The sequence below is a fragment of the Clostridium ragsdalei P11 genome, from assembly GCF_001675165.1.
Classification (GTDB): domain Bacteria; phylum Bacillota; class Clostridia; order Clostridiales; family Clostridiaceae; genus Clostridium_B; species Clostridium_B ragsdalei.
Genome location: NZ_LROS01000002.1, coordinates 19,395 through 44,910, shown reverse-complemented (window position 1 = coordinate 44,910; position 25,516 = coordinate 19,395). Strand labels below are relative to the sequence as shown.

The window sequence follows — 25,516 nt, the reverse complement described above, 5'->3', positions numbered from 1 at the left end:
TTCACCTTACTTTACTTCATTTAGTGGGAAACTACTAAATGCCTCCTTGAAATTAACCGTTTTTCCATTGAGTATAAGTTTTAATTTTTCATCTGCAAAATAATGCAGCTTGAAAATTCTATCTTTGTTTTTATTAAGAAATTCTACAAGTTCTGTTATATCCAAAGTTATTTCTTTTATATCCCTTACACTTTCATCTTCAGAAGAAAATTTTAAATAGTCTCTCAAGTCTCCAAGTATAGTTTCATTATCTTTATATTCAGCCCTCAGATAAAGTCTTGGATACTGTCCTATTTTACTCCTTGTAGCAAGTTCCGGTATGGCATACCTCATAGCCTTATCTAAAACTGCAACATCTTCTTCTTTTAATTTTGTATGCTCTGCCCTCTTTCCACTTATAACTCCACTAAAGGCAATGAATGAATATTTAACTCTATAGTCTTTTCCTATAGCACCCTGCTTATTCCCTTCTCCTGATGCAAAATGTGATGTTATACTTGCCTCCAGCACTTCTACTTTATTGAGTGAATACCCCCAATTGAATTGTACAGGTCCTATAAAATTTTTATTATCATTTTTTATAGGAATAGTTGCCCCGAAAAGCCTTACATCTATAAGTTTGTCCAATATTGTATCAACATCACTACTTCCAAGTTTATCTATCCTTACTTTTGCAGTTACTGCTTTATCATCAACTTTTGAAACAAACAACTCATAACCTTTATCCAGCAGGTAATCCCTTATGTACCTTTTAATTCTCAAATCAGAAACAAGATTTATATCCCTTTCATAATCCATACGTGGCCTATTTTCTTCATCAGGATCTCCATTTGGATTTGTAAGCTTTGCATCATATAGATATAATATTTCACTATTGTTCATTTTCTTTTCCTCCCTTATTTAACATTGCTTTTGTAGTATCATAACTATAACCAGATAATATATAAAACAAATTCTCATGTTTATTTAATTTCCATAAATTTTTGTTTGCATCCATGAGTCTTTTGCACTCTGAAAAAGTAACTTCATTGTATTTCCTTATTTTTTCCTGAATAAGTTTGTTGAAAACTTCATTGGTAAGTCTTATAACTTTGTTCTTATCAACTCCACCAAAATTAAGTTTATTCAAAATCGGCTTTCTGTCTTCCCCCATCCTTTTATACTGTGCATTTCCTATTTCACCTATAAGGCATCCAAGTAAAAACATGGCACTTTGCTGTTCATCATATCCCATATTTAAAATATAAACTTTCAAATCATCTTTAACCTTCAAATTAGAAATATCCATTTTTTCTCCTTCCTCTATACATCCCATATATTCTAAAAACTTTATACAAAAATTAGCTTTAAGTATAGTGTTATATATACCTGATTTTCCATTTACGTTGTAACCCTCTTCGTCAAAAAATTCAATTTTAGCACATGAAATAACTCCCCTTATAAATTCATCCAGTTTCAAACTCCTTTGTGTCAAAATAGCATCATACATCTGGAGAAGTTTTCTGTAATTCATAGGCTCAGAATTTTTGAGTCTGACAGGTGTCATAAAGTAAAACGTTTGCAAGTCTATGTTGAGTTTATAGTTTATTCCCATGATTTTTCTACCTAACTTAGCAACAGTATAATAATTATCCATGATTTTCTGAAATACTGACGGATTTACATCTTTAATCAGCTTTTGAATTTTTGTTGCCTGATTGGATTTTTTATAAAACATTATATTTATTAAAAAATACGTATCTCCATTTCTCATATCCACTATATTTTGAATTTCAGTTTTTAAATCATCTACTCCAGTTAAATTCTTTACCGTATTAAAAGAATACTGAATATTATCAGATACTTTATCCAAATCTTTTTTATTCATGGGACTTCCAACTATGAAATGAGGAATTAAATAAACTGTAAATCCTACAAGTCTTGTATTTAATTTATTTTTTATATAATTTTCTCCTGATGTGAGTTTATTGAGACAATTGCTACATAAAAGCATATTTTTATCATAACTTTTAAGTTCACTTGCAAATATGATCTGGTTTGTAGTGTAATATTTTATTTTCATCCTAGATAAGTCTGACGTTAAATTTTCACTGCTTCCACACATACTGCAGAAGCCTTTGATTTTCTTACTGCTTTTGTTTCCTTGTTTACTTTTTAAAATTGCTTGTCTATATTCTTTGAAATCACTCAATGGTGTGCCATCTACTAAAATAGTATAAAGACCTATTTCATCCTTTTTTATATCAAATTCAGTTTTAACATAATTTTCAAATTCCCTAGAATAAGCTTTTTTTAATGATGATGTTATATTTTTATACCTTTGTTTTTCATCTTTTTCAGTTTCTTCTTCTTCAACTTTATCTAATGTTTCCAAGACATCTTCCTCTCCAACTCCATACTTTTTGTAATTTAAAATATATCTATTTTTAGGTTTAAATCCATCTCCCAGGTCAACATAATAATTTTCAAATATAGCTTTTAATTTTTTATTTAATTCGTCTCCCAGATCCACTTTAGTCAAATTACTTAAAGTTTCAGTTATATGATACAAATATGAACTACTGGTTGCAAACCATTGGGGAGATGCAGGACCATCTGCAGAACCTATAAATGCATATTTTAAAGCTGTACCACTGTCAATTTCTTCTCTGGCATCTAATTTAAATTCGTCTTTTTGCGTATTAAAGCAAAATTTCAGCACATGCATTTGCTTTCCTTTTCTATTTTGGGATGGTACATCTTTGACTAGATTAGAAATCATATCTCCACCAGAAGAAAGCATGGAATTTCCTATTTGAATTATCCCTTCAAGCATTTACTTTCGCCTCCATATTTTTGCACTTTGCTATGCAGCCAAACCCCTGGGAATTTTTTGAGCCAAGTCCAGAATTGTATCCAATATTTATGAGTTCCTTTGAACCATTTAAAACAAATTCACCAACCCATCCCTTTATAACTGTATCTTTATAAATCACAACTTTTTCTTTTAATTTAGAATTTTTAATATAATTTATTTCAAAACTGTCATCTGCAGGATATTTATTATACATAGCTTCATATTTTTTTATAAGGTTTTCTCTTATAAGTTTTGAAAATTCGTTTTCAAAAGGACTATAATAATAAGTTTTCTTTTTATCTGAAATTTTAAAGGTACTATATACCGTAATAGGAGATTTAGTATATACCTTTGAGCCAGAATCTAAAATATAATTTATACATCTTATATTTTTTATATGTACAATATTATTGCCAATCTTGACATTATCTTTTATAATAACTCCATTTACAAGATAGTTTAAAAATTTATCATCCTGGGATGCAACTTCAAGTTTTGCTTCGTCATAATAGGTAATTGTTCCTTGACCAGGATCTATATGGAACCTTCCCTGAAGTCTCGAAAATGTATATAATTTATATCTTCTATTACCAACTTCATATCCAGTGTCATGGATAAATCTTTGATAATTTTCATCATTTAGCCAGTTAAGGAGTACAGCTTGTATTATGTGATTGTATTGTATGTTAAGCACAAGCGGTTTATTAAATTCAAAAGTTATTATTATTCTCATTTTTCCTCCAATATTTTTATATTTCTTTGTTAAATATTTCTGCAAAAGAAAGCAAAATCCTTTATTTTTATTTAAATTTCAATTTCTCATAGGTACTCTAAAAACGTAATATTTGAGAAAATTTCCGTAAAAATCGTAAAAATCAATCTCAAACCACTAATTTCCTGCAAACATAAAAATTGTCGACCCCCAGGGGATTTTTACACTCCCTGGGGTCGACGAAAAAAATTATACAACTTCTAAAAATATTTTTTCAAGTCCTCCACGCTTTCCATATCAAATATATCAGTTGCTATACATTCAAGTGTTTTATCTGGAAGAGACTTTATCCTGTAAATATACTCCTGAGGAACTTTTTTAAACTTTTTAACTAATGGTCTCATAATCATATCTGATTTTCTTTTAGTTTATTTCTATATTCTTTATTTTCGTCTCCGCAGGGGCAATTATTTTAGTATATATGTTAAAAAATTCACTGTGCTCTGCTCAAATATACCAAGTACTTTTTTAAGTACTGCGTCTTCAATTTTATTATAATCCACAGCAATCATCTCTTTCCACTAAAATATAAAATTTAGTATTAGTTTTGCCATGAATTACAATTCTATACAAACTTATGTTCTTTTCTATTGCATACAGAAATAAAATAAAAAGTACCCCAATCCATTGTAACTAATAGATTATGATACTTTAAAAATCTAATTCTTGACTATTTAAAAATAAATAACAAAGTTCAAAGTCTAAATATCAATTATTGTTTATTCTTCGTTATTTCAACTCTATACTTTCCTCAACTATTAATTTTTCACTATCAACTCTTAATTTTATACTTATCACTTTTAACTTACCACTAACTTCTTAATTCCTCATAGGTATTCTAAAAACTTGAAAATAGAATTCAAGCAGTCCAAGATAAAATAAAGTTTCAATTCCTTATAGGTACTCTAAAAACGGTTGCTTTAATTTCGAGTGAAACTTGCTCACCGATGTTTCAATTCCTCATAGGTACTCTAAAAACGTCTAAGTAAATTACTTCACCACATACAGTACATTTGGTTTCAATTCCTCATAGGTACTCTAAAAACCTTTACCATCTTTACTAAGTTCTGTGTCTTTTTCTCCGTTTCAATTCCTCATAGGTACTCTAAAAACTATAAATGTTAGCATTACTAATGCTACTATATTCATTGTTTCAATTCCTCATAGGTACTCTAAAAACTTTAGGTTATACCGTTGTTTTTGTTACTCAGTTTGAGTTTCAATTCCTCATAGGTACTCTAAAAACGGAATTCATCTGGATAGAGGAAATTATATTACTATTCGGTTTCAATTCCTCATAGGTACTCTAAAAACGATGAAAGAACCGTAACTATAGACACGTCAAATGAGTTTCAATTCCTCATAGGTACTCTAAAAACGTTTTTCTTGTTCTACTGCTTGATTTACCCATGATTGTTTCAATTCCTCATAGGTACTCTAAAAACTTGGACTTGTTGTGTTTTTGTTTTCTTATGTTTTGTGTTTCAATTCCTCATAGGTACTCTAAAAACATAAAGATATATCATAAAAACACTCCTTATTATTGTTTCAATTCCTCATAGGTACTCTAAAAACTATTTTAGGTGCTTTCATTGTTTGGAAGTATGGCGTGTTTCAATTCCTCATAGGTACTCTAAAAACATGCACAAGGTAGCACAACTACTTTAAAGTTTTATCAGTTTCAATTCCTCATAGGTACTCTAAAAACCTGGAGATTTTGGTGGTTTAGAGGGTTCTATATCTGGGTTTCAATTCCTCATAGGTACTCTAAAAACACAGCACAAAACTTAACAGATGGCTCTACAGATGCGTTTCAATTCCTCATAGGTACTCTAAAAACTCAGTTTGTTATGCGTTGGATAAAAGCTATTAAATAAGTTTCAATTCCTCATAGGTACTCTAAAAACTGCTATTTTTTTTCTTTTACTTACCCACAATAAAGGTTTCAATTCCTCATAGGTACTCTAAAAACTTGGGTCTTAGATATGCAGATAGTGAAGCTTCTATTAGTTTCAATTCCTCATAGGTACTCTAAAAACGCTTCTTCTATTAGGTCTAAGGTACAGGACTGGGTTAGGTTTCAATTCCTCATAGGTACTCTAAAAACGGCAAATATGCGTTTGAACAAACTTCTACTGGTGCTAGTTTCAATTCCTCATAGGTACTCTAAAAACGCATTAGAAACCAAAGTCATCATACTAACACCCTCCGGTTTCAATTCCTCATAGGTACTCTAAAAACTATACTATTCCAGATGCTATTGACAAGGCGGTTAAAAGTTTCAATTCCTCATAGGTACTCTAAAAACCCTAAATATTTTTATGATTTTGCTGTTGAAAATAATGGTTTCAATTCCTCATAGGTACTCTAAAAACTATTGAAGGTACTGGAGCTAAAACTATTGATGCTGTGTTTCAATTCCTCATAGGTACTCTAAAAACCAATTACACCTCCAGCTTCAATATCACCATTAGGAGGTTTCAATTCCTCATAGGTACTCTAAAAACTTAGATGGGGTATTTTAGTTTTGTTTACTATTGCTTGTTTCAATTCCTCATAGGTACTCTAAAAACTTTTGGTTGATTTGGTGCAAGGTCAGTATCCTAGATAGTTTCAATTCCTCATAGGTACTCTAAAAACCCATCGAATATAGAATACACCTACATTCTTCAAAAAGTCAATATATTCCACTTATTAGGGCAATTCCTGTCAAGCATTGATTTCACTCAAAAATAATTTGCGTCGACCTCCCGGGTTTTTTGCACTACTGGGGGTCGACGACATAAAATCTTATCAGTTTCAATTATTAAATCTCAATTGCTGCCTTCTTTAATTTTACTGCAAAACTTATATATTTAGATTAATTATAACAACTTCCATCTCCATTTAACATCATTTTTTATCATTCATATGTCTTACATCCACTTAAAATATATGTAGGGTTTCCAATTGAAATTTGAACTTATGTATAAAATGTAATGACAAAATTGAAAGCACCTTTAAAAACTTTTTTATAAGTCTTAGCGAAGTATTTTAGAAAATCTTCGGAGCTTAGATATGTTTGAGATACGAGTTTAGCTAAGGTTCTTAGATTTTCTAAATACCGAGCTTTAGACTTGTCAAAAGTTTTTATGGTGGTGAAATTTGTCATTACATGACTTGTATAAGTTAGTTTTTCATATAGAAACTCTATAATGATTTTTGTTTTGAAATAGTCCGTAACCAATACCTATAGCTAGCTATTAATAGCAAACTTAATCTATTTATCCAGAAACATCTATTTTGGATTTTGTATTTATATAAAATTCAATCTATAATACAACTTACAAGTTATGATGGAAAGAAGTAATCAAGTACGTTGCAAAGAGAGTCAGTGGTTGGTGTAAACTGTCTGATGTGCTTTATGAAATACATTCCTGAGCTGTAGGCTGAAATTTTTTAAAGTAAGCTGATCCGGGTAACTCTCGTTAAGAGTAAGAGATGAGCAATAAATTTATTTGTTCAAGTAGGGTGGTACCACGATTATTTCGTCCCTTAATCGCAGGTGCTTTTTTTTATTTTTCAAATTTATTTTGCTCAAGTAGGGTGGTACCGCGACTTTTTCGTCCCTTGTGTAGGGGCGTTTTTTTGTACAATTTTTAAGTAATTTCAATTAATATTTACCGCATCACTTTAGCACTAAATACTTTTACAGTGTACACTGTAATTCTGTACATTATTACTGTATAGAAAGCACTTGCAACTGGAACTTACTATTGAAACTTATAAACTATACAATGCGTGCATTATTCGATGTGAATTGTGAACTATGAATTAAATAAATAGGGGGTTTTAAAATGAATGTATCTTTAATAATCATTATCTGTTATATATCCATGTTATTTATAATAAGTTTTATTGCAAAGAAAAGAGCTCAAGGTGGCGGCGAAAGCTATACTTTAGCCAGCAGACAGCTTACAACTCCACTTGTAACCTGTTCACTTATAGGACTTGCTATTGGGGGTGCTTCAACTATAGGGGTAGCTGAACAAGCTTACGATGTAGGGCTTTCAGCAGGTTGGTACTGCACAGCCTGGGGAATTGCAGCTATAGTTATGGGACTTGCAGCTGCAAGTAAATATAGGGATTTCAATGTATCTACTGTTCCTGAATTGTTTTCAAAATTCTATGATGAAAAGGGTGTTACTGTCTGTGTAGCATGCCAAATAATTATTCTCATTGTAGTTGTGTCTCTTCAATACATTGCAGGTGGAGCTATTTTATCTTCACTATTGCCTGGCATATTCACTATAAAAACTGGTATGATAGTAAGCGCTTGTGTATTTGTTGGTATAACCTTTATAGGAGGAATGTGGTCTGCCGGATTATGTAATTCATTTAACGTTCCTTTAAAATATACAGGAATTATATTATGCACTATACTAGCTGTATCAAAAAGCGGAGGGATTCAGAACATAAAACTTCATCTACCTCAAAGTGTACCTTATTTCAGCCCGGTTAAAGGAGTTGGTACATGGGTAATTTTAGGTTGGATTCTTGTTATGACTACACAAGTTTTGTCTATGCAGGGTCCTGTACAATTAGCCTTTGCCGCTAAAGATGCAAAGACTGCAAAAAAGAGCTTTATACTTGCTGGTCTTCTTATGATTCCAATAGGTTTTTTATGTGCTCTTATAGGTATGGCTGCAAGAACTACTTTTCCTCATGTAAGTGCTACTATGGCACTTCCTAAAATGATTTTGTCATTAAACCCTGTAGCAGCAGGAATAACTTTAGCAGCACTCTGGGCAGCAGATGTTTCTACAGCCTGCAATTTACTTTTAGGTGCCTCTACCTTATTTACAAATGACATATACAAAAAATATATAAATCCTAAAGTAAATGACAAAAAGCTTTTAATAATGACTAAATCCTCTGTAGTTCTTTTAGGTATATTTACTTTTATACTTGCCCTTTCCATGTCAGGTATATTAAAAACTATATCCATGGGTTTAAGTCTTTCTACCGCATTTACACTTATATTTTTATTTACCATGTTTGCTCCTAAACTTTGCAAAAAAAGTTCTGCTTTTTTCACTACCCTAGCAGGAGTAGTAGCCCTATTTTTATGGCAGTTAATACCTTCTTTTAGAATATTTCCTCATGTAATATTCATGGAATGGCTTGTATGTCTTGTAACCTTCATGCTTACATCAGTACTTGATAAAAGATCAATTATGAATATAGATGCCATAGATGAAATAAATGAAATAGTGTAAAAAAGTAAGGAGGTTTGCCTCCTTACTTTTTTACACTCAATCAATTATAGTACCTGGATTTAAAATCTCATTTGGATCAAATACTTTTCGTATACCCTTCATAATTTCAAGCTCTCGTTTTGTAAACTGCAGAGACATGTGTTTCTTTCTTGTTTTTCCTGTACCATGTTCTGCTGTTATTGTACCACCATATTTTAATGCAGTTTTGTACATTTCCTCTTTTAACTCTTCATAATAGGAGGGGAGTTTACCGTTATCCCCCATAATAAAATTGTGTATATTTCCATCTGCTATATGTCCCAAAGACAAAATATGATTTCCATATTTCTCTCCAAGTGCCGTTATGTCATCAAAAAAATCCGGTACAGTTGAAGGTGGAACTGCTATGTCAAGTGCATCTGCTATATTGTCCTTATAAGGGCCATATGCATTGCTCCTTATTGCCAAAATATTTCTCTGTTCCTTTGTAGTCTCCGCTATTATACTATCCACTGCATTGTGTTCTTCGCATATTTCTACAATTTTTTCGCTGCTAGCATAAAGTGCATCTTCTGTAGGCTCATCAATCATGAAAATTAAATCTACAGATCCTTTATTTGCAGGCCACTTAGTTCCAAGCTGCTGTGCAGCATTTTGTGCAATGACTTTGTCCATATACTCCACAGCAAGTGGTGTAATTCCATCTTGAAGTATACAAGGTACTGCATCACAAGCTTCACGCCTTGTATCAAATGAAACCAAAAGTGTTCCATTATACTTATTTTGTGCATAAAGCTTTAATGTTACTTTTGTAATTATACCTAAAGTTCCTTCACTTCCAATCATCATATGTAAAAGGTCATAGCCCATATTGTTTTTTATAAGTTTTCCTCCTACATTCACTATTTCACCTGTGGGTAAAACTACTTCCAAAGCTTTAACATGATTTCTCATGATTCCATGTTTTACAGCTTTTGTGCCGCCAGCATTTGTTGCTACCATACCGCCAATTTGAGCTCCTTCATCACCAGGATGTATAGGAAAAAATAGTTTGTCCTGCTTATTTAGTTCTTCTAGTAAATCTGCCAGGGTAGCTCCTGCTTCAATTGTAATCATCAAGTTTTTTTCATCAAGTTCAACAATTTTATTTAATCTTTCAAGTGACAAAATTATGCTGGATTCTGTGGGAATGACTCCTCCAACTACGCCTGTACCACCGCCCCTTGCAACTACAGGTGTCAAAGTCTTATTTGAATATTTTAATATCTCCGATATCTCTTCTGCAGAACCAGGTTTAACTACTACACAGTCCTTGCATGCTTCTGGACGAAGCAGAGGTTCTGTTTCATCGTAGAGATATCTCTGCATCTTAGACAAATCATCTGTAATCCAATCTTCTCCCACAATACTTTTTAAACTTTCAATTATTTCACTCTTCAATGTTATTTCCCCCTTTTTATTTGACAAATTCTTTCATCTTGCCTTTTAGTCAATTAATTAAATCTTATAATATTTTACACTTACAGCGCCCCAATTGAATGAAATAAGTAAAAAAAATACATCAGCTTGTCTTTACTGATATATTTCAACGTACAAAAAAAACAGCTCTTTTCGCTGGGGCGAAAAGTCTGCCGCGGTACCACCCATTTTTTTTACTTAATTAACATAACGGTTAAACAACCGATTAGACCTACTAAACATTCAGCCTACAGCTCCAGGGTGAGTTTCAACATGTATATTTATGGGTTTTCACCTTACCCCACTCTCTGTAAAAAAATATTAACATACCTAATTAATCCTATCATAGCTTTTATCTTTAAAGATGAGTTTACTATAAGTTTTGGTTACTGTCAATAGCCTAAAAATAAAATTTTTTTATAGTAGTCAATCTCGCTTATAGTGTACTCTTAGCTATCCTCCATTTGCATACAAAATTCATATAAACTTGAGTTTTTGTATACATTAATGGTATAATAAAAAACATTAGTAAGTTTTCTTTAAACTTAATAATGTTTTAAGGGGGAAAATACATTGAATAAAAAAGCCTTATCTGTTATTATAACGTTTGCGTTAGTAGGTTCTACTTTCAGCAATGTTTTCGCTTCTTCAGCCAGTACGTCTGAAGAATTAACACAAACTCAAAATAACAAAAAGGAACTCCAGGTAAAAGTTGATACTTTAAATAAGCAGATTGATGGAGTAATCGGAAAAATTGAAAGCAATAAAAAAGATATGAATACTATTGCTAAGAACATTAAAAATACACAAATCAAATTGTCAAAAGCACAAGATGATTCAAAATCGCAAAATGATTTATTTAAAAAAAGAGTAAAAGCTATGTACACAACTGGTACAAACGGTTATCTCCAGGTACTTTTATCTTCAAACAACTTAGGTGATTTTATATCCAGAGTTGACTCAATCTCAAGAGTAATGAAATTCGATAATCAAGTTATTACAAAACTAAAAGGAAATGAACAAGCTATACAAAGTCAGCAAAAAGCTTTAAGTGCTGAAAATGCTAAGTTAGAATCTTTAAAAATAAGTAATGAATCTACTTTGTCAAAATTAAATACTGACATACAACAACAAAAAGAACTATTAAGTCAGGCTACCGCAAAGGAACAGCAGTTAATAGCTCTTCAGACTGCTCAGAAGGCTCCTCAAATACCTGAAATAAAAACTTCTTCACCTACCTTATCTCGTGGTGGATCAGGTTCACTTTCATATTCACAAGTACTTACTATGGAGGCAACTGCATACTGTGGAGATGGTGTCACAGCATCAGGTTCTGCAACTGTAAGGAATCCAAATGGATACAGCACTATAGCTGTTGATCCTCGAGTTATTCCACTGGGAACAAAAGTCTATGTAGAAGGATATGGATATGCCGTAGCTTGTGATATCGGTGGAGCTATAAAGGGAAATATCATAGATTTATTCGTAAATTCGGAGGCAGAAGCAGAAAACTGGGGCAGAAGATCTGTTACTGTATATATACTTAATTAATATGTACAGGTAGTATTGTGCTGCTATTTTACCTAAAAGGTAAACACTTGGGGAGATTTTCTCTCCCCTACCTTACGAGAAATACATATTTATCATCTTAACATATAATAAATCATATGCCTGTAAAGTTTAGGTATCACCTCAAAGGAATAAGGCACATTTAGTCTTTCAGTATATTTGTGCAAGTCTTTTCCCTGTCCACCAAAAATCACTACAGGAATATTTAACTTAGACAGTTCTTTTACTGGAAGTTTATATATTATGTCATATCCAACTATATTCGAAATCAATTCAGCAAGTGGTATATCTGAGTCAATTCCTGTATAACTTGCATCAGATATACCCATAAAATAATTAGTTTTTATAATGCTTTCCTGAAATTTTTCTCCTGCATACTTAATTGTACTATCTACAGCATTTATAAATTTGCTACCCTCACTATTTTCAGCTTTTAAATATTTATGCGGATAATAAGGAGGAATAAATGAAATTATAATCATAGGTCTTTTATTCTCATATAGTTCATAAGTTGCCTTTACTATATTTATAGCTATAGTTTGGTTATCCATTTTCTCATTTTTCCATTCTTTTACCTTTTCATCTATGTACTTTTCAAAATCCTTATGTGTACTTTTAACTTCACGTAACATCTCTTTATAAGTAATAACACAAGCTTCTATATTATCAAATTTCAATTTTTGTGAGGATTTCTTTGCAAATTTTTCTCTCTTTTTTGAAATATCCTTTAAAACATTCTCAAAGGCATTCTGAGCCAGTTCTTTTAAATTAGATAGTATTTCATCATAAGATACCTGAAGAGTCAATATATTATAATATGCGGTGGAATACAATGGGCTCTGTACGGAATACATCTCCTTTAAATCCATTTGCTTTAAACACATAGGCGGCGGAGTTACAGTATCATAAACGCTGTCTGAGAGATCTGGATTACATTCCATTAATTTGTTTATCTCTGAAACTAGCAAATTGGGATTCAATCCTCTCAAAGATTCCCCTACATGAGTTTCTTTTCCCACACAAAAAAATAAAGGCATAATTTTACCTACACTACCTATGTATAATCTCTTGCTTTCTTTTTCTCCTCTTTCAGGTATGCTTGGCTCTGATATTATCATACCACAGTAATTGTACTTCCTCTCTTCCTTTAATTTAAGAAGAAATGGAGCTGCAGCAATCATTCCTTCGGAGTTACTCTCTTCGCCAGGAACTACTAAAAGCAATAAGTTTCCCTTAAAGTTTCTCTCTTTACTGAATTCTCTTAAAAGTTCCATATTCAGGGCCACTCCAAATTTCATGTCTGCAGTTCCCCTTCCAAATATCCAATCTCCTGATTTAAAATCCTCCATGGCATCTTCATCCAAATTCAATTCTGAAATTCTTTTAGTACATTCATCTACATCAAAAGCCATAGATTTTAAATGTCCGAATTCTTCTACTCCAACTACATCCAAATGACCTGAAAGTATAAATGAATTTGATGAATTTTCCTTTCCATTTACTACTGCCCATACAAAGCTTCTTCCTAGAGGATCATCTTCAATTTGCTCTATGCCTAGATTTTCAGGATTATCCTTAAAATAAGGTATTTCCAAAATTTTTTCATATATTTTTTCTGCTGCCGCACACTCTTCTTTTGTACCAGATATGCTTGGCACAGATATTAGTTTCCTCATTGTGTCGTATACATTTTTCTTAAAGCTCATTTTTGTCCTCCCCAATATAATTGAAAACTTTCAATTACATCTAAGTATACCATTATTTTTATATAAATGTTAATTTACAACAAAAAAAAGTGAATTCAGCCACATAATTTGCTGAATTCACTTTTTTATCAATTCTATGAGTACTTTTTATAATAATGATTTATCAGGAGTTACAATTATTTTTACGTGTTTTTTCTTTTCAGGTCCTGTAAGTGTTTCAAATCCTTCCTTTACAATGTCCTCAAGTGCTATTCTCTTTGTAATATATCCGTCTGTCTTTATCCTTCCATCATTCATAAGTGCTATTGTAGAAGGAAATTCATGTCTGTAGGCAAGAGTACCAACTACCTTCTTTTCTGTAAATACAAGATCATTTGGATTGATTTCTGCATTTTTCTCCCATACGCTGGTTATTACCGCAGTACCTTCATATTTTAAAGCTTGAATTGCCGTATTAATCCCTACATTTGCACCTGTTGTTTCAAAAGATGTATCTACACCTACGCCGCCTGTAAGTTTTTTAATTTCTTCAATTACATCTACCTCATTTGGATCTAAAACTACATCTGCTCCAAATTTCTTAGCATATTCCTGTCTTACAGATTTTCTCTGAAATACAATTACAATTCTTGCCCCTGCTGCCTTTAAACACTGAATAGTTGCAAGTCCTATAGGTCCTGCACCTAAAACCAAAGCAGTATTTCCTGTAGTGAAGTTTCCAACTCTTAGAGAATGAAGGGCAACTGCCATAGGCTCAACAAGTGCAGCCTTCTCATAGTCCATAGTATCTGGTATCTTATGGACAAAATCTTCAGGAAATACTGTGTATTCAGCAAATCCACCGCCGCTTCCACAAAGTCCATGAAATCCCAAGGCTTCACATAAATTATATTTTCCTTCAAGACAAGCAGGGCACTTTCCACAGGCAACTATAGGTTCTACAATAACTCTATCTCCTGCCTTAAATTTTGTAACCTTGCTGCCTATTTCTACTACTTCTCCTGAAAACTCATGTCCTAAAACTACTGGTGCTGTACTCTTGCTTAAAGGATGTGGTGTACCTACTGGAATAAATATAGGTCCTCCTAAATATTCATGTAAGTCAGAACCACATATACCACACCATTTCACTTTAATTTTTACAGCATTTTCTTTTACCTTAGGTTCTTCAATTTCCTCTACTCTTACATCTTTTTTATCATACCACAATACAGCTTTCATAATTATCTCTCCTTTTTATAATAGTATGGCAATATTAAAATTTACATATACCTGTTAATATATTCACTATACTTTATAAGCAAAAGCCATACCAAAAGCAAAGAACTTGTTAAAAATACATTTAAAGGCACTATGTGTCATTATGGCACATATTTAGTGTCCTATTTTGAGAATTTCATTTTTTTCTGGTCATTTTGACACACTTTTTATTCCATACTTTTTCATTTTTCTGTACATGGTAGATCTACTGATGTTTAAAGATTTTGCGGCTTTTAATATATTTCCATTACACTTTTCAAGTGCATTTTCAATGTTTTCTTTTTCTAAAACATCCATTGGAAGTACACTAATATTTACTGGATCAGAGGAGACATTTTTTTCATAAATTTCTTTTTCTAAATAATCCAAAGGAACCATCTTATCCTCACTTAAATAGTAATCCCTCTCTATTACATTTCTAAGTTCTCTAACATTTCCTGGCCAATCGTAAGTTTTAATTTTTTCAATGTATGCCTTTTCCACTACTTTCTTCTTACATAAACTTTTAGAATTTAATTCTTCCATAAAATATTTAATTAAAAGCTCTATATCTTCTTTTCTTTCCCTAAGCGGTACAGTTTTTATATTCATTACGCTCAATCTATAGTAAAGGTCACTTCTAAAATTTTTCTTTTTAATTTCATCCTTGAGCACTCTGTTTGTAGCTCCTATTACCCTTACATTTAACTGTTTTTCATAAGTTCCTCCAACTCTTGTAATCTTATTATTATCAAGAACCCTTAAAAGCTTTGACTGTATATCAAGAGGAAGCTCTCCTACTTCATCTAAAAAAATAGTTCCTCCATCTGCTAATTCAAATTTTCCAGGCTTTCCTTGCTTTAAAGCCCCTGTAAAAGCTCCTTTTTCATAACCAAAAAGCTCACTTTCTACAAGTTCTCTAGGTATAGAACTACAATTTATAGCTACAAAAGGACCTTCACATCTTTCACTATAATTGTGAATAGATTGAGCTAAGAGTTCTTTTCCAGTACCACTTTCCCCCTCTATTAAAATATTACATTCACTTCTTGCTACTTTTTTAGCAAATTTTATTATTTCTTTCATTTTAGAATTAACAGTAACTATATTGTCAAAATTATAGGAAGCAGTATATCCCATAACTTTTTTAACAAGTTTGTGATAATATTTACATTCCCTAAAAGTTATAACTATTCCCATTATTTTATTTTTCACTTTCATTGCCAATACACTTATAAGGCATTTGATTCTACTACCTTCTACATAAAAATCACATTCTATATCATTACAATTATCTGCCCTGCCGTTTAGTATATTTTTAAAATCTACATTATGTATAATACTCGTAATATTTAATTTTATTGTTTTTTCACTCTTCATATCTAGAATATTTAATGCCTTATCATTTATCTTCTTTATATTTAATTTACTATCAAGTACAATCATACCTTCTGTTACCGAGTCAAAAGTGGTGTTCATAAGTTTATTTGAAATAGTAAGATCAAATTGGGTTTCTATTGCTTGAGCTGCTACTGTAACAATACCCAAAGTATGCAAATGTGCATCATAATAATTTCCTGACATATTAATACACCCTACTACATCCCCATCTTCATTATGAATAGGTGCTGCAGAACATGTCCATGAATGCTGTTTTACACCATAGTGTTCTGCTCCAATAGTTTGTATCGGCTTATCTAAATACAGAGCAGTGCCTATAGCATTAGTTCCTACTTCCCTTTCCGTCCAGAGAGAACCTACCACAAATTTCAATTCATCTGCGCTTTTCATTATATCCGTATCACCTAGTGCCTCTATAACATATCCCTCTTTATCTACTAGCATAATTACAAATCCAGAACCTGCTACAATATCACATAGACTTTTTACTACAGGTTTTGCAATAGAAATTAGATCTTCATTTTGTTCCAGTCGATAAGCAATGCTTCTGCCCGTAAGAATGCTATTTCCTCTACCATTTAAGGGATCTACCTCATAATTTTTGCACCTTTTCCAGGAGTCAGCAATTTCAGGCCGTACTGCACTATTTAAATATCCTTCTTCTATAAAATCTTTCCAGGCCTTAGCTATAAATTTTATATAGTTTTCCATAAGCATCACCTAATTAATTAAAAGTTTTTCCAGTAAAGTTTCATATATTGGTTTAGACTTTAATATATAAGCAGTTAAATAAGAAACTACTGAAATAATAGCAATAGGTAAAAGATTGCTAAAAGATCCTGTCATTTCTATAACAAGTATACTGCCACTCATAGGAGCCCTTATAACTGAAGAAAAATATCCTGCCATAGCAAGAATTATAAAGATTCCAATGTAAGAACTATTAATATGAAATAAGTAAGTAGCAGCACTTCCATATATAGCTCCTATTAAAGCTCCTACAGTAAATAATGGTAGAAATATACCTCCTGGAGTTCCTGAACCACAACATATCATTGAAAAAATAAATTTGCAAACAAGCAAAATCACAAGCATTTTTATTGCAATATTACCTTTTGCAAGAGACATTATAAGCATATTTCCTTCTCCTAAAATCTGAGGCAGCAAAAAACCTATAAAGATTGATATTCCTAAACAAAACATTGGTCTGAACTGTATAGGAATCCATTTTTGCATAGAAAATATATTTTGTGTTTTTACTAATGCTTTATTAAAGACAACTCCTAAAACACCTATAATAATTCCAAATACAATAATAAATAAATAACAATTTAATGGCAACCTGGGTACATTTCTAAAATCAAAAACAGGCTTAAACCCAAAAAGTTGATAAGAAATAAAATTTGAAGCCGCTGCAGCAGAAAATGCTGAAATCAAAATTGTAGGCGACAGTTTTTTTGAAATTTCCTCTAGTGCAAACATTGTTCCAGCCAGTGGAGCATTGAACGCAGCAGCAATTCCAGCACTAGTACCACTTATAATAAGATATTTTTCTTCTATTTTAATTTTTTTTAAAATTTTTGAAAAGCCTTGTCCAACTGCTGCACCCAATTGAACAGAAGGTCCTTCTATTCCAAGTGAAAGGCCTGTCCCAATAGCAAGAAAACTCCCTACAAATTTCCCCAATATTACTTTCCACCATGTCATATCAAGTTTTTCAAGTAATACACCTTCAACTTGTGGAATACCACTACCCCTAATTGCAGCATTCTTTTTTGCAATCAAGCCAATTATATAACCTATTATAATTAAAAATATAATCCAAATTGGAATTAACCAATGCTTTAAACTGATTGTTTTATAAGTATTCGCTAAAAGGTATCCTGATTTATCCACTAAAAATCTCAAAAAAGATATTATAACACCTGTTAACATTCCAACAATAATACTTTCAAGTATCCTTTTTAATTTAAAACTATTTTCATTAAATAACGCTTCATATTTATTTCTTTTATCACTCATTTCCATCTGATTTTTCATTTTCCTTTCTAACTAATTAAATATGTACATAATTTACTAATGCCATACTCCTGCATTTCATGTTCATTGTACCATAAAATGGAGCATATTTTATTCTCCTTTCCTAATAATATTTCTATTTCAATTATTGGAGTATCACCAACTATTATTTGATTTCAACCAAATACAGATTGACCTTCAATTGCTTTTAAGTAAATTATTAAATATAATACTAATATAACACTTTACTACAAGGTTTATAGCTTGAACATTGGCTTATGTGCAAACATATTTCTACAATAGAGTATAAGTTTAAATTTCAGTTGAAAACTCTATATCTTAAATATAATTGGAGGAAAGTTATGATTGAATTATTAGGGGTAAACAAAAGCTACAATTCATCTTCAAAGGCAGTAGACAATCTAAATCTAAGTATACCCGATGGAGAAATATTTGGATTTATAGGTCCAAATGGTGCTGGAAAAACTACCACCATAAAAATGATAACAGGAATAATAAAAGCAGACAGTGGAACTGTAAGAATAAACAACATAGATATAAATGAAAGACCAATAGAGGCCAAATATCAATTTGGTTTTGTACCTGACAGCCCAGATATGTTTTTAAGACTTAAAGGTATAGAATACTTAAATTTCATGGCAGATATATATGGAGTGAAATCTGAAGAAAGAACAGCTAAAATTAAAAATTTATCCAATAGGTTTGAGATATCAAATGCTTTAGGAGATCAGATTCAAAGTTATTCCCACGGCATGAGGCAAAAAATAATAATTATAGGTGCTCTAATCCACAATCCAAGTGTTTGGATATTAGACGAACCTATGACAGGACTTGATCCTAAATCCTCATATACATTAAAAGAAATGATGAAAGAACATGCAAGTGCAGGAAACACCGTATTTTTTTCAACTCATGTTTTAGAAGTGGCAGAGAAATTATGTGATAGACTTGCAGTTATAAATAAAGGCTCTCTCTCATTTTCCGGAACTTTTCAAGAGTTAAAAAATAAGTTCAATGAAAATGAAAGCTTAGAAAATATTTTCTTGGAGATGACTGGTAATGAATAATTATATAGTTTTAACTAAAGTATTGTTGAAAAACGGAAGTAATTCTGCAGGTATGAAAAAAAATAGTAATATTAAAAAAGCAGCCCTTTGGATAATCATTTTACTAGCTCTCTTACCTACTATAAAACTATTTTCTCTTTTTATATTCTCAGCTTATGACTATCTCTACAAAATAGGTCAGCAAGGCTTAATTTTATCTCTTGGTATATCTTTTACGAGTGTATTTATATTCTTCTTTGCCATATTTTATTCTATAAATGTACTGTATTTTTCAAAAGATATAGACCTTCTGCTGCCACTGCCCTTAAAGCCTTGGGAAATTCTACTTTCCAAATTCACTGTAATACTCATATATGAATACCTTACTGAAGTTTTTATACTACTTCCTGTTTTGCTAATCTATGGGTATAAAGGCAGTTCTAATCCGCTTTATTTTATATACAGTGCACTACTATTTTTAATAGTACCTATTATACCTATAGCTGCAGCTTCAATTTTAAATATGGTAATAATGAGTTTTACAAATATAGGTAAGCATCGTGATATCTTAAAAATTTTAGGTGGAATTTTTGCAATGTTATTTGCAATAGGTTTAAATATAGTACTTCAAAAAATGACTGTATCATCCCAAAATTATGAAAACATATTTAAGATGATAAATGAAGGAAATAATTCTTTAGTATCTCTTTCAAACAGATTTTTTCCAGGGAGTACATTGTCTGCAAGTTCTCTAGTATATAGTTCAAGCTTTAGGGGATTTGGAAACTTAATTTTATTTATAGTTTTAAATATTCTTGTAATTTTACTATTTTCAATACTTGGTGAACATTTATATTTTAAAGGTGCTCAAGGTGGCAGTGAAATTTCTGCAAAGAGAAGAGAACTGGATTATTCAAAATTAAATGAAACTTCCTCTACAAATTCCAAATTTAAAGCTCTACTGCTTCAAGAAATGAAATCTCTTTTCAGGACACCTGTATATTTTACGAATTGTATTTTAGTGAACATCATATTACCTATTGTACTTTTTATACCACTTTTAGTTCAACCGGAGTCTTTTCACAAATTAAATGTCCTAGTAAATATTAAGGTAACCTCAACTACTACAATGACTTGCATCGTAATATCTCTAGCTGCAGGATTAATTTTGGGAGCTTCTAATTCCATAACTTCCACAGGTATATCAAGAGAAGGAGGAAATATATTTGTAAAAAAATACTTACCCGTTTCCTACAGCACTCAAATTATGGCAAAAGTGATTTCTGGAGTTCTCGTTGCAATTACAAGCACATTTCTAATCTTAATAGGATTGACTTTATTTGTAAAACTACCTATATGTTTCTCAGTTATTTCACTTTTAGTTAGTTTTATAGGAATACTGCTTACCTCCATGACTGGAATTTTAATTGATTTGAGATTTCCAAAGCTGCACTGGGATAATGAAGTAAAAGCTGTAAAACAAAATTTCAATACCTTTATAAATAACATAATTAGCTTTATATTCACAGGCATATTAATATTTTCAATGATTAATTTTTACAGCTACATAAACGAAGTTGCTGTCTTGGGACTTTGCATAATAATATCATCAAACTTTATACTGTATAAAGTTATATGTTCAAAGGGAATCTCTATGTTTAAAAATATAGAAATATAATTAAAGGACTAACATACTAGTAAATTAGCATGTTAGTCCTTTTTTATTAATTAAGTACTTTAACTTTATCTCCGTCATTTAAGAACGTTTGTCCTGAAGTTATTATTCTATCTCCAGCTTCTATGTTAGAGGATGTTATTTCAGTAACTTTATCATTTGAAAGTCCTGTAGTTACAGCTACTTTCTTTACTTTATTGCTTCTTACTGCAAACAAATATGGAACTCCATTTTCAACTTTTACAGTTTCATTAGGTACTGTCATTACATTATTTTTAACCTGGTCAGGAAAAGACACTTTTGAATACATTCCTGATGTTAAGCTTGCATCTGAATTAGGTATTCTTACTTTAATCAGATATTGCTGAGTTTTGCTGTCTGCATTAGGTGTTATAGTATCTATAGTTCCTGTCAATTTTTTATCTGAAAGAGAAGGAATTGTTACAGGTATAGACTGTCCAACTTTAATTTTTGAAAGCATAGTGTCTGACACATTTACTTCAGCCATAATTGAACTTGAATCTACTATGGTTACGGATGCCTGAGCACCTGAAGTAATTTCTCCTTGGTGTATATTTACAGCAGATACAACACCAGAAATAGGTGATTTAATTACAGTATCATCAACCTGGCTTTGAATTGATTTAAGTCCAGCTTGTGCCTGATTTACTTGAGCCTGAGCTACTTCAACCGATTCAGGTCCAACTTTTTGCCTGGTTAAGTCTAAGTTTTGCTGTGCTGCAGAAAGTGAAGCTTCTGCATTCTCTAATTTTGTAGTAGCATTGTCTAAATCCTGTTTTGGCACAGCCCCAGCAGAATATAAGCTTTGCTCTCTATTATAACTATTTTTAGCATCATTATAATTTATCTGTGCCGTATTTAATGCTTGCTGCTGCTGCACAATCTGCTGTTCAACTCCAGAACTTTGAGTTTTATCTAGATTTGCTTTTGCAGATTGTATGCTTGCCTGCTGCTGCTGAAGCTGTGCTTGCAGCGAAGTTGAATCAAGAGTAAAAAGTATATCTCCAGCTTTTACAGTACTACCTACTTTTACGTTTAAAGCTTGAACTTTGCCTGGTGTTTTAGGAGATATAGATACATCTTTATCTGAATTTAACTTTCCCGAATAATCTACAGTTGTTGTCAAAGAATCTAGTTTTGCTTCAGCGACATTTACATTTTGAATTTTATTTTGTGACTCTACTTTTTTATTTTTAATTACGTTATGAGCTATAGCAGCTACCATTAAAACTACTAATAAAACAACTACTATCTTCACAATATTTTTTTTGGATTTTAAAACGTTAAATTTCATAAATTACACCTCCTGCATTTCTGGCTGTTTTTTTCTTTTTTTAAATATACGATTCTTCAAATTGTCCATCATCAAGTAAATTATAGGTAATATTATAGGAGTAAAAATAGTTGATGCAACCATTCCTCCAATAACTAAGACAGCCATACTTGATTTCAATTCACTACCTTCGCCTATAGATAAAGCTGCTGGCAGCATACCCACAATCATGGTTAAAGAAGTCATCATTATAGGTCTTAATCTTCTTTCACCAGATTCAATTAATGCTTCCCTTAAACTATATCCACGTTTTATGAGAGTATTAGTATAATCAATCAATAAAGTACCATTTTTAGAAGCTAATCCATCAAGCATAATAAGTCCTATTAGTGACATCATATTTAAAGTTTTACCCGTGATAGCAAGTATTCCAAAAGCTCCAACAAGTGCACAAGGCAGCGATAACATTCTTATAAATGGCGTTAAGAAGGATTCGTAAAGCACAACAAGTATCATGTAAATAAGTATTAATGATACTCCCAGTGCTTCTCCAAGAGAAGTAAAGCTATCTCCCATACTCTTCTGATCACCGCCAAATTTGATTTTATAACCTTCTGGTACAGATAGTGACTTTAATTTTTCACCTATCTGCTGACTTATAGTTCCAAGAGACCTTCCTTCAATATTTGCAGAAACTGTAGCTACATCCTGCCTATCCTTTCTAGATATAGATTGCGGACTATTAGTCCTCACTATAGATGCAACTTCACTTATTGGTATAGATTGTCCAGATTGATTTAGCACTTTTATTCCACTTATATCCGAAGGAGTTTTTATATCACCATCGTGAAATTTTACTTTTATATCATAATCGTCATCACTAGTACTATATGTTCCAGCAGAAGAGCCTTGAATTGCTGTCCTAAGTGTAGATGATATATCTGATATGGATACACCATACTGCGCTGCTGCTAACTTGTCTATTTTAACCCTAAGCTCGCTTTGACTTGCATTTGTAGAATTACCTACATCTGCAATTCCCGGAATGCCTTTTACTATTTGCTCTACCTTATTTGATATTTCAGTTACAGTATCCGTATTATCCCCTAATATTTCAATAGATATAGGCTTACTTGAACCTGACCCTCCAGCTTCGGATTCACTCACAGAAAAATCTGTTCCGGCTAAAGTTGCATTTCCCCATTTTCTAACTTGTTTTGCCACTTCAGTTTGAGATCTTTTTCTATCATTTTTAGGATAAAGAGTTACATACATAGTTGCAGAATTTGAAGAACTATCCATCATTACGCTGCCGCTGCTAGATCCTACCATGGAATAATATGTACTAATTTCAGGTACACTATGTAAATAGTTTTCTACTTGTTTAACTTTCTTATCCATTTCATTTAAACTGGTTCCAGAATCAAAACTCATACTTATACTAAAATTACTCTCATCTGTAGTTGGCATAAGTTCCGTACCTATAGCACCTATAGGTATCAATGCAATAGTTGCTACTAATACAACTGCACCGATGGCAAGTACCCTTTTTCTATGATCCAAGCACCATATAAGAAATCTTTTATAGTTAGCTGTTATACTATCCATAGAATTTGAAATTCCATTAAGTATTCTATAAAATATGCTTCGTTTAAATTTACTTTTTAACATTCTTGATTTTGCTTGTCTATTTTCTTCTGTTTTAAGAAGTCTTGATGCCAGCATAGGAGTTATAGTAAATGCTACAAATAAAGAAAATAACGAGGCAAAAACTATAGTAAGTCCGAACTCCCTAAAGTAAGTTCCTACCATACCTGTCATAAAGCAAACAGGAAGATATACAACTACATCACAAAGAGTTATGGCAATAGATGCAAGTCCTATTTCTTTACGTCCATCTATAGCTGCAGATTGTGGATCTTTTTTCATAGCCAGATGCCGCTGTATGTTATCTAATACAACAATTGAGTCATCTACAAGTGTACCTACACAAAGAGATAATCCCATAAGAGACATTATATTCATAGTAAATTTCATAGCATACATCATAAAAAAAGTTGCAATAAGAGATGTTGGTATAGCTACAAGTATTACAAGTGAAGATCTCCAGCTTTTTAAGAATATTAGTAAAACTAAAGCAGTTGTTATTACACCCTCTATTAAAGTATGCTTTATTTGAGAAATAGAAGAATTTATAAACGTAGTACTATCATATGCAGTGTCTAATCTAATATTAGATGGCATATCTTTTTTTAACCCGGCAATTTCCTTTTTAACATTGTTTACAACTTCAACTACATTTGCATCACTTTGCTTTTGTATACTTATTCCTATAGTATTTTTTCCATTCATTCTAATACGTTGATCTTGTTCAGGATATTCCAAATTTACATCTGCTATATCTCCTAGACGGACAGTACTGTTTCCTGAAGTAGGTATGAGCAAATTTTTTACTTCATCTACACTTTCAAATTTACTTATAACTCTCACAGATTGATTTAATTTGTCCTGCTTTATCTGGCCTGCAGGCATATTTATATTATCTGACTGCAGCTTAGAAGTTAAAGTATTTAAATTTATACCATAAAATTCTATGGCAGATTTATTTAATTTTATTATCAACTGCTTTTTTTGTATTCCTTCAAGAGATACATTTCCTACACCTTGAACTTTTTTTAGAGCCTCAGTTATATTATTTGCCTCATTGTAAAGTTCATCATAAGATAAGTTTCCAGATACAGATAACATTAAAGCAGACATAGCACCTGTATCTAACTTAAATAAAATAGGCTTATCTGCATTTTTAGGAAGTTTACCTTGTGCATTATCTACAGCTTTTTGTACATCTAGAAAGGCTGTATTCATATTTGCGCTGGATTTGAATATTATAGTAGTTTGTCCCATTCCTTCTCTAGCTGTAGAATTAATTCTATCGATGCCGCTTATGCCTGCAACCGCATCCTCCATAGGTTTTACGACATCCTTTCTTATATCTTCAGAACTGGCACCAGAATAACTAGTGGATATAGAAATTACTGGTATATCCATAGAAGGCATAAGATCTGCGCCAAGATGTGTATATCCAAATATACCAAGCCCTAGCAAAAACAATATAACCATGGTTATTGCAGCTGGCTTTTTTACAGATAGTTCAGTTAAATTCATTTTTCTCCTCCTTTATCAATGAATCTTACTTAGTGGGAAAAGCAGATATTCCAAATCTTTGATTTGGTATAGTCGCTT

At 31.8% G+C, this 25,516-nt stretch carries 15 protein-coding genes, 1 CRISPR repeat array and 2 other annotated features; of the genes, 4 read left to right on the top strand and 11 right to left on the bottom strand.

The annotated features are described in order from the left end of the window. Nucleotides 1-6 precede the first annotated feature (6 nt). From cas7b to CLRAG_RS20055, 4 genes are all read right to left on the bottom strand, one after another. Complete coding sequence (cas7b, locus tag CLRAG_RS00775; protein ID WP_065076617.1) at nucleotides 7-882, bottom strand: type I-B CRISPR-associated protein Cas7/Csh2; 876 nt, start codon at nucleotides 880-882, stop codon at nucleotides 7-9. Further along, nucleotides 872-2,815 carry a TIGR02556 family CRISPR-associated protein gene (locus tag CLRAG_RS00770; protein ID WP_065076616.1) on the bottom strand — a complete coding sequence of 648 codons (1,944 nt, stop codon included), beginning with the start codon at nucleotides 2,813-2,815 and terminating at the stop codon, nucleotides 872-874. The genes cas7b and CLRAG_RS00770 overlap by 11 nt, the downstream gene beginning before the upstream one ends. Further along, complete coding sequence (gene cas6, locus CLRAG_RS00765) at nucleotides 2,808-3,569, bottom strand: CRISPR-associated endoribonuclease Cas6 (RefSeq protein WP_065076615.1); 762 nt, start codon at nucleotides 3,567-3,569, stop codon at nucleotides 2,808-2,810. The genes CLRAG_RS00770 and cas6 overlap by 8 nt, the downstream gene beginning before the upstream one ends. A 239-nt stretch (nucleotides 3,570-3,808) precedes the next feature. After that, complete coding sequence (locus CLRAG_RS20055) at nucleotides 3,809-3,958, bottom strand: DUF4351 domain-containing protein (RefSeq protein WP_083985477.1); 150 nt, start codon at nucleotides 3,956-3,958, stop codon at nucleotides 3,809-3,811. A gap of 466 nt (nucleotides 3,959-4,424) precedes the next feature. Beyond that, a CRISPR array of direct repeats spans nucleotides 4,425-6,248; the repeat unit is 30 nt; unit sequence GTTTCAATTCCTCATAGGTACTCTAAAAAC. A 683-nt stretch (nucleotides 6,249-6,931) separates the two neighbouring features. Next, nucleotides 6,932-7,146, top strand: a binding site (T-box leader). Nucleotides 7,147-7,444: 298 nt separating this feature from the next. On the opposite strand from CLRAG_RS20055, the gene CLRAG_RS00760 reads away from it, so the two are divergent. After that, entirely contained in the window at nucleotides 7,445-8,866 is a 1,422-nt protein-coding gene (locus CLRAG_RS00760; protein ID WP_065076614.1) for a sodium:solute symporter family protein, read from the top strand. A 36-nt stretch (nucleotides 8,867-8,902) separates the two neighbouring features. On the opposite strand, the gene CLRAG_RS00755 is transcribed toward CLRAG_RS00760, so the two are convergent. Further along, the gene (locus CLRAG_RS00755; protein ID WP_065076613.1) at nucleotides 8,903-10,285 is read right to left on the bottom strand and encodes an FAD-binding oxidoreductase; all 1,383 of its coding nucleotides are present in this window, start codon (nucleotides 10,283-10,285) and stop codon (nucleotides 8,903-8,905) included. A 172-nt stretch (nucleotides 10,286-10,457) separates the two neighbouring features. Beyond that, nucleotides 10,458-10,659: a binding site (T-box leader), on the bottom strand. A 217-nt stretch (nucleotides 10,660-10,876) separates the two neighbouring features. On the opposite strand from CLRAG_RS00755, the gene CLRAG_RS00750 reads away from it, so the two are divergent. After that, nucleotides 10,877-11,854 carry a 3D domain-containing protein gene (locus CLRAG_RS00750; RefSeq protein ID WP_065076612.1) on the top strand — a complete coding sequence of 326 codons (978 nt, stop codon included), beginning with the start codon at nucleotides 10,877-10,879 and terminating at the stop codon, nucleotides 11,852-11,854. Between the two features lie 92 nt (nucleotides 11,855-11,946). Here CLRAG_RS00750 and CLRAG_RS00745 read toward each other — a convergent pair whose 3' ends face one another. From CLRAG_RS00745 to CLRAG_RS00730, 4 genes are all read right to left on the bottom strand, one after another. Further along, nucleotides 11,947-13,578, bottom strand: coding sequence for a M20/M25/M40 family metallo-hydrolase (locus tag CLRAG_RS00745; protein ID WP_065076611.1), 1,632 nt, complete (start codon nucleotides 13,576-13,578; stop codon nucleotides 11,947-11,949). A 147-nt stretch (nucleotides 13,579-13,725) separates the two neighbouring features. Next, entirely contained in the window at nucleotides 13,726-14,799 is a 1,074-nt protein-coding gene (locus CLRAG_RS00740; RefSeq protein ID WP_065076610.1) for a 2,3-butanediol dehydrogenase, read from the bottom strand. A gap of 189 nt (nucleotides 14,800-14,988) precedes the next feature. Continuing rightward, nucleotides 14,989-16,929 carry a sigma-54-dependent Fis family transcriptional regulator gene (locus CLRAG_RS00735; protein WP_065076609.1) on the bottom strand — a complete coding sequence of 647 codons (1,941 nt, stop codon included), beginning with the start codon at nucleotides 16,927-16,929 and terminating at the stop codon, nucleotides 14,989-14,991. Nucleotides 16,930-16,938: 9 nt separating this feature from the next. Further along, on the bottom strand, nucleotides 16,939-18,258 hold the full coding sequence (locus CLRAG_RS00730) for a ClC family H(+)/Cl(-) exchange transporter (protein WP_242872067.1): 1,320 nt from the start codon (nucleotides 18,256-18,258) through the stop codon (nucleotides 16,939-16,941). Nucleotides 18,259-18,599: 341 nt separating this feature from the next. Between CLRAG_RS00730 and CLRAG_RS00725 the strand changes: the two genes are divergently transcribed. Both CLRAG_RS00725 and CLRAG_RS00720 read left to right on the top strand, forming a co-directional pair. Then, nucleotides 18,600-19,325 (top strand): ABC transporter ATP-binding protein, encoded by a 726-nt coding sequence (locus tag CLRAG_RS00725; protein ID WP_065076608.1) that lies wholly within the window; start codon nucleotides 18,600-18,602, stop codon nucleotides 19,323-19,325. Further along, nucleotides 19,318-20,982 (top strand): putative ABC transporter permease subunit, encoded by a 1,665-nt coding sequence (locus CLRAG_RS00720; protein ID WP_065076607.1) that lies wholly within the window; start codon nucleotides 19,318-19,320, stop codon nucleotides 20,980-20,982. The genes CLRAG_RS00725 and CLRAG_RS00720 overlap by 8 nt, the downstream gene beginning before the upstream one ends. Nucleotides 20,983-21,028: 46 nt before the next feature. Here the strand turns inward: CLRAG_RS00720 and CLRAG_RS00715 are convergent, their stop codons facing one another. Then, nucleotides 21,029-22,294, bottom strand: a complete 1,266-nt coding sequence (locus tag CLRAG_RS00715; protein WP_065076606.1) for an efflux RND transporter periplasmic adaptor subunit — start codon at nucleotides 22,292-22,294, stop codon at nucleotides 21,029-21,031. Between the two features lie 3 nt (nucleotides 22,295-22,297). Beyond that, on the bottom strand, nucleotides 22,298-25,438 hold the full coding sequence (locus tag CLRAG_RS00710; protein ID WP_065076605.1) for an efflux RND transporter permease subunit: 3,141 nt from the start codon (nucleotides 25,436-25,438) through the stop codon (nucleotides 22,298-22,300). Nucleotides 25,439-25,516: the final 78 nt, after the last annotated feature.

What these genes read in the sequence shown, in the direction of transcription:
- CLRAG_RS00770 (WP_065076616.1), bottom strand. Translation starts at nt 2,815, where the DNA reads ATGCTTGAAGGGATAATTCAAATAGGAAATTCCATGCTTTCTTCTGGT.
- CLRAG_RS00710 (WP_065076605.1), bottom strand. Translation starts at nt 25,438, where the DNA reads ATGAATTTAACTGAACTATCTGTAAAAAAGCCAGCTGCAATAACCATG.
- CLRAG_RS00735 (WP_065076609.1), bottom strand. Translation starts at nt 16,929, where the DNA reads ATGGAAAACTATATAAAATTTATAGCTAAGGCCTGGAAAGATTTTATA.
- cas6 (WP_065076615.1), bottom strand. Translation starts at nt 3,569, where the DNA reads ATGAGAATAATAATAACTTTTGAATTTAATAAACCGCTTGTGCTTAAC.
- CLRAG_RS00760 (WP_065076614.1), top strand. Translation starts at nt 7,445, where the DNA reads ATGAATGTATCTTTAATAATCATTATCTGTTATATATCCATGTTATTT.
- CLRAG_RS00740 (WP_065076610.1), bottom strand. Translation starts at nt 14,799, where the DNA reads ATGAAAGCTGTATTGTGGTATGATAAAAAAGATGTAAGAGTAGAGGAA.
- CLRAG_RS20055 (WP_083985477.1), bottom strand. Translation starts at nt 3,958, where the DNA reads ATGATTATGAGACCATTAGTTAAAAAGTTTAAAAAAGTTCCTCAGGAG.
- CLRAG_RS00745 (WP_065076611.1), bottom strand. Translation starts at nt 13,578, where the DNA reads ATGAGCTTTAAGAAAAATGTATACGACACAATGAGGAAACTAATATCT.
- CLRAG_RS00715 (WP_065076606.1), bottom strand. Translation starts at nt 22,294, where the DNA reads ATGAAATTTAACGTTTTAAAATCCAAAAAAAATATTGTGAAGATAGTA.
- CLRAG_RS00725 (WP_065076608.1), top strand. Translation starts at nt 18,600, where the DNA reads ATGATTGAATTATTAGGGGTAAACAAAAGCTACAATTCATCTTCAAAG.
- cas7b (WP_065076617.1), bottom strand. Translation starts at nt 882, where the DNA reads ATGAACAATAGTGAAATATTATATCTATATGATGCAAAGCTTACAAAT.
- CLRAG_RS00720 (WP_065076607.1), top strand. Translation starts at nt 19,318, where the DNA reads ATGAATAATTATATAGTTTTAACTAAAGTATTGTTGAAAAACGGAAGT.
- CLRAG_RS00730 (WP_242872067.1), bottom strand. Translation starts at nt 18,258, where the DNA reads ATGAAAAATCAGATGGAAATGAGTGATAAAAGAAATAAATATGAAGCG.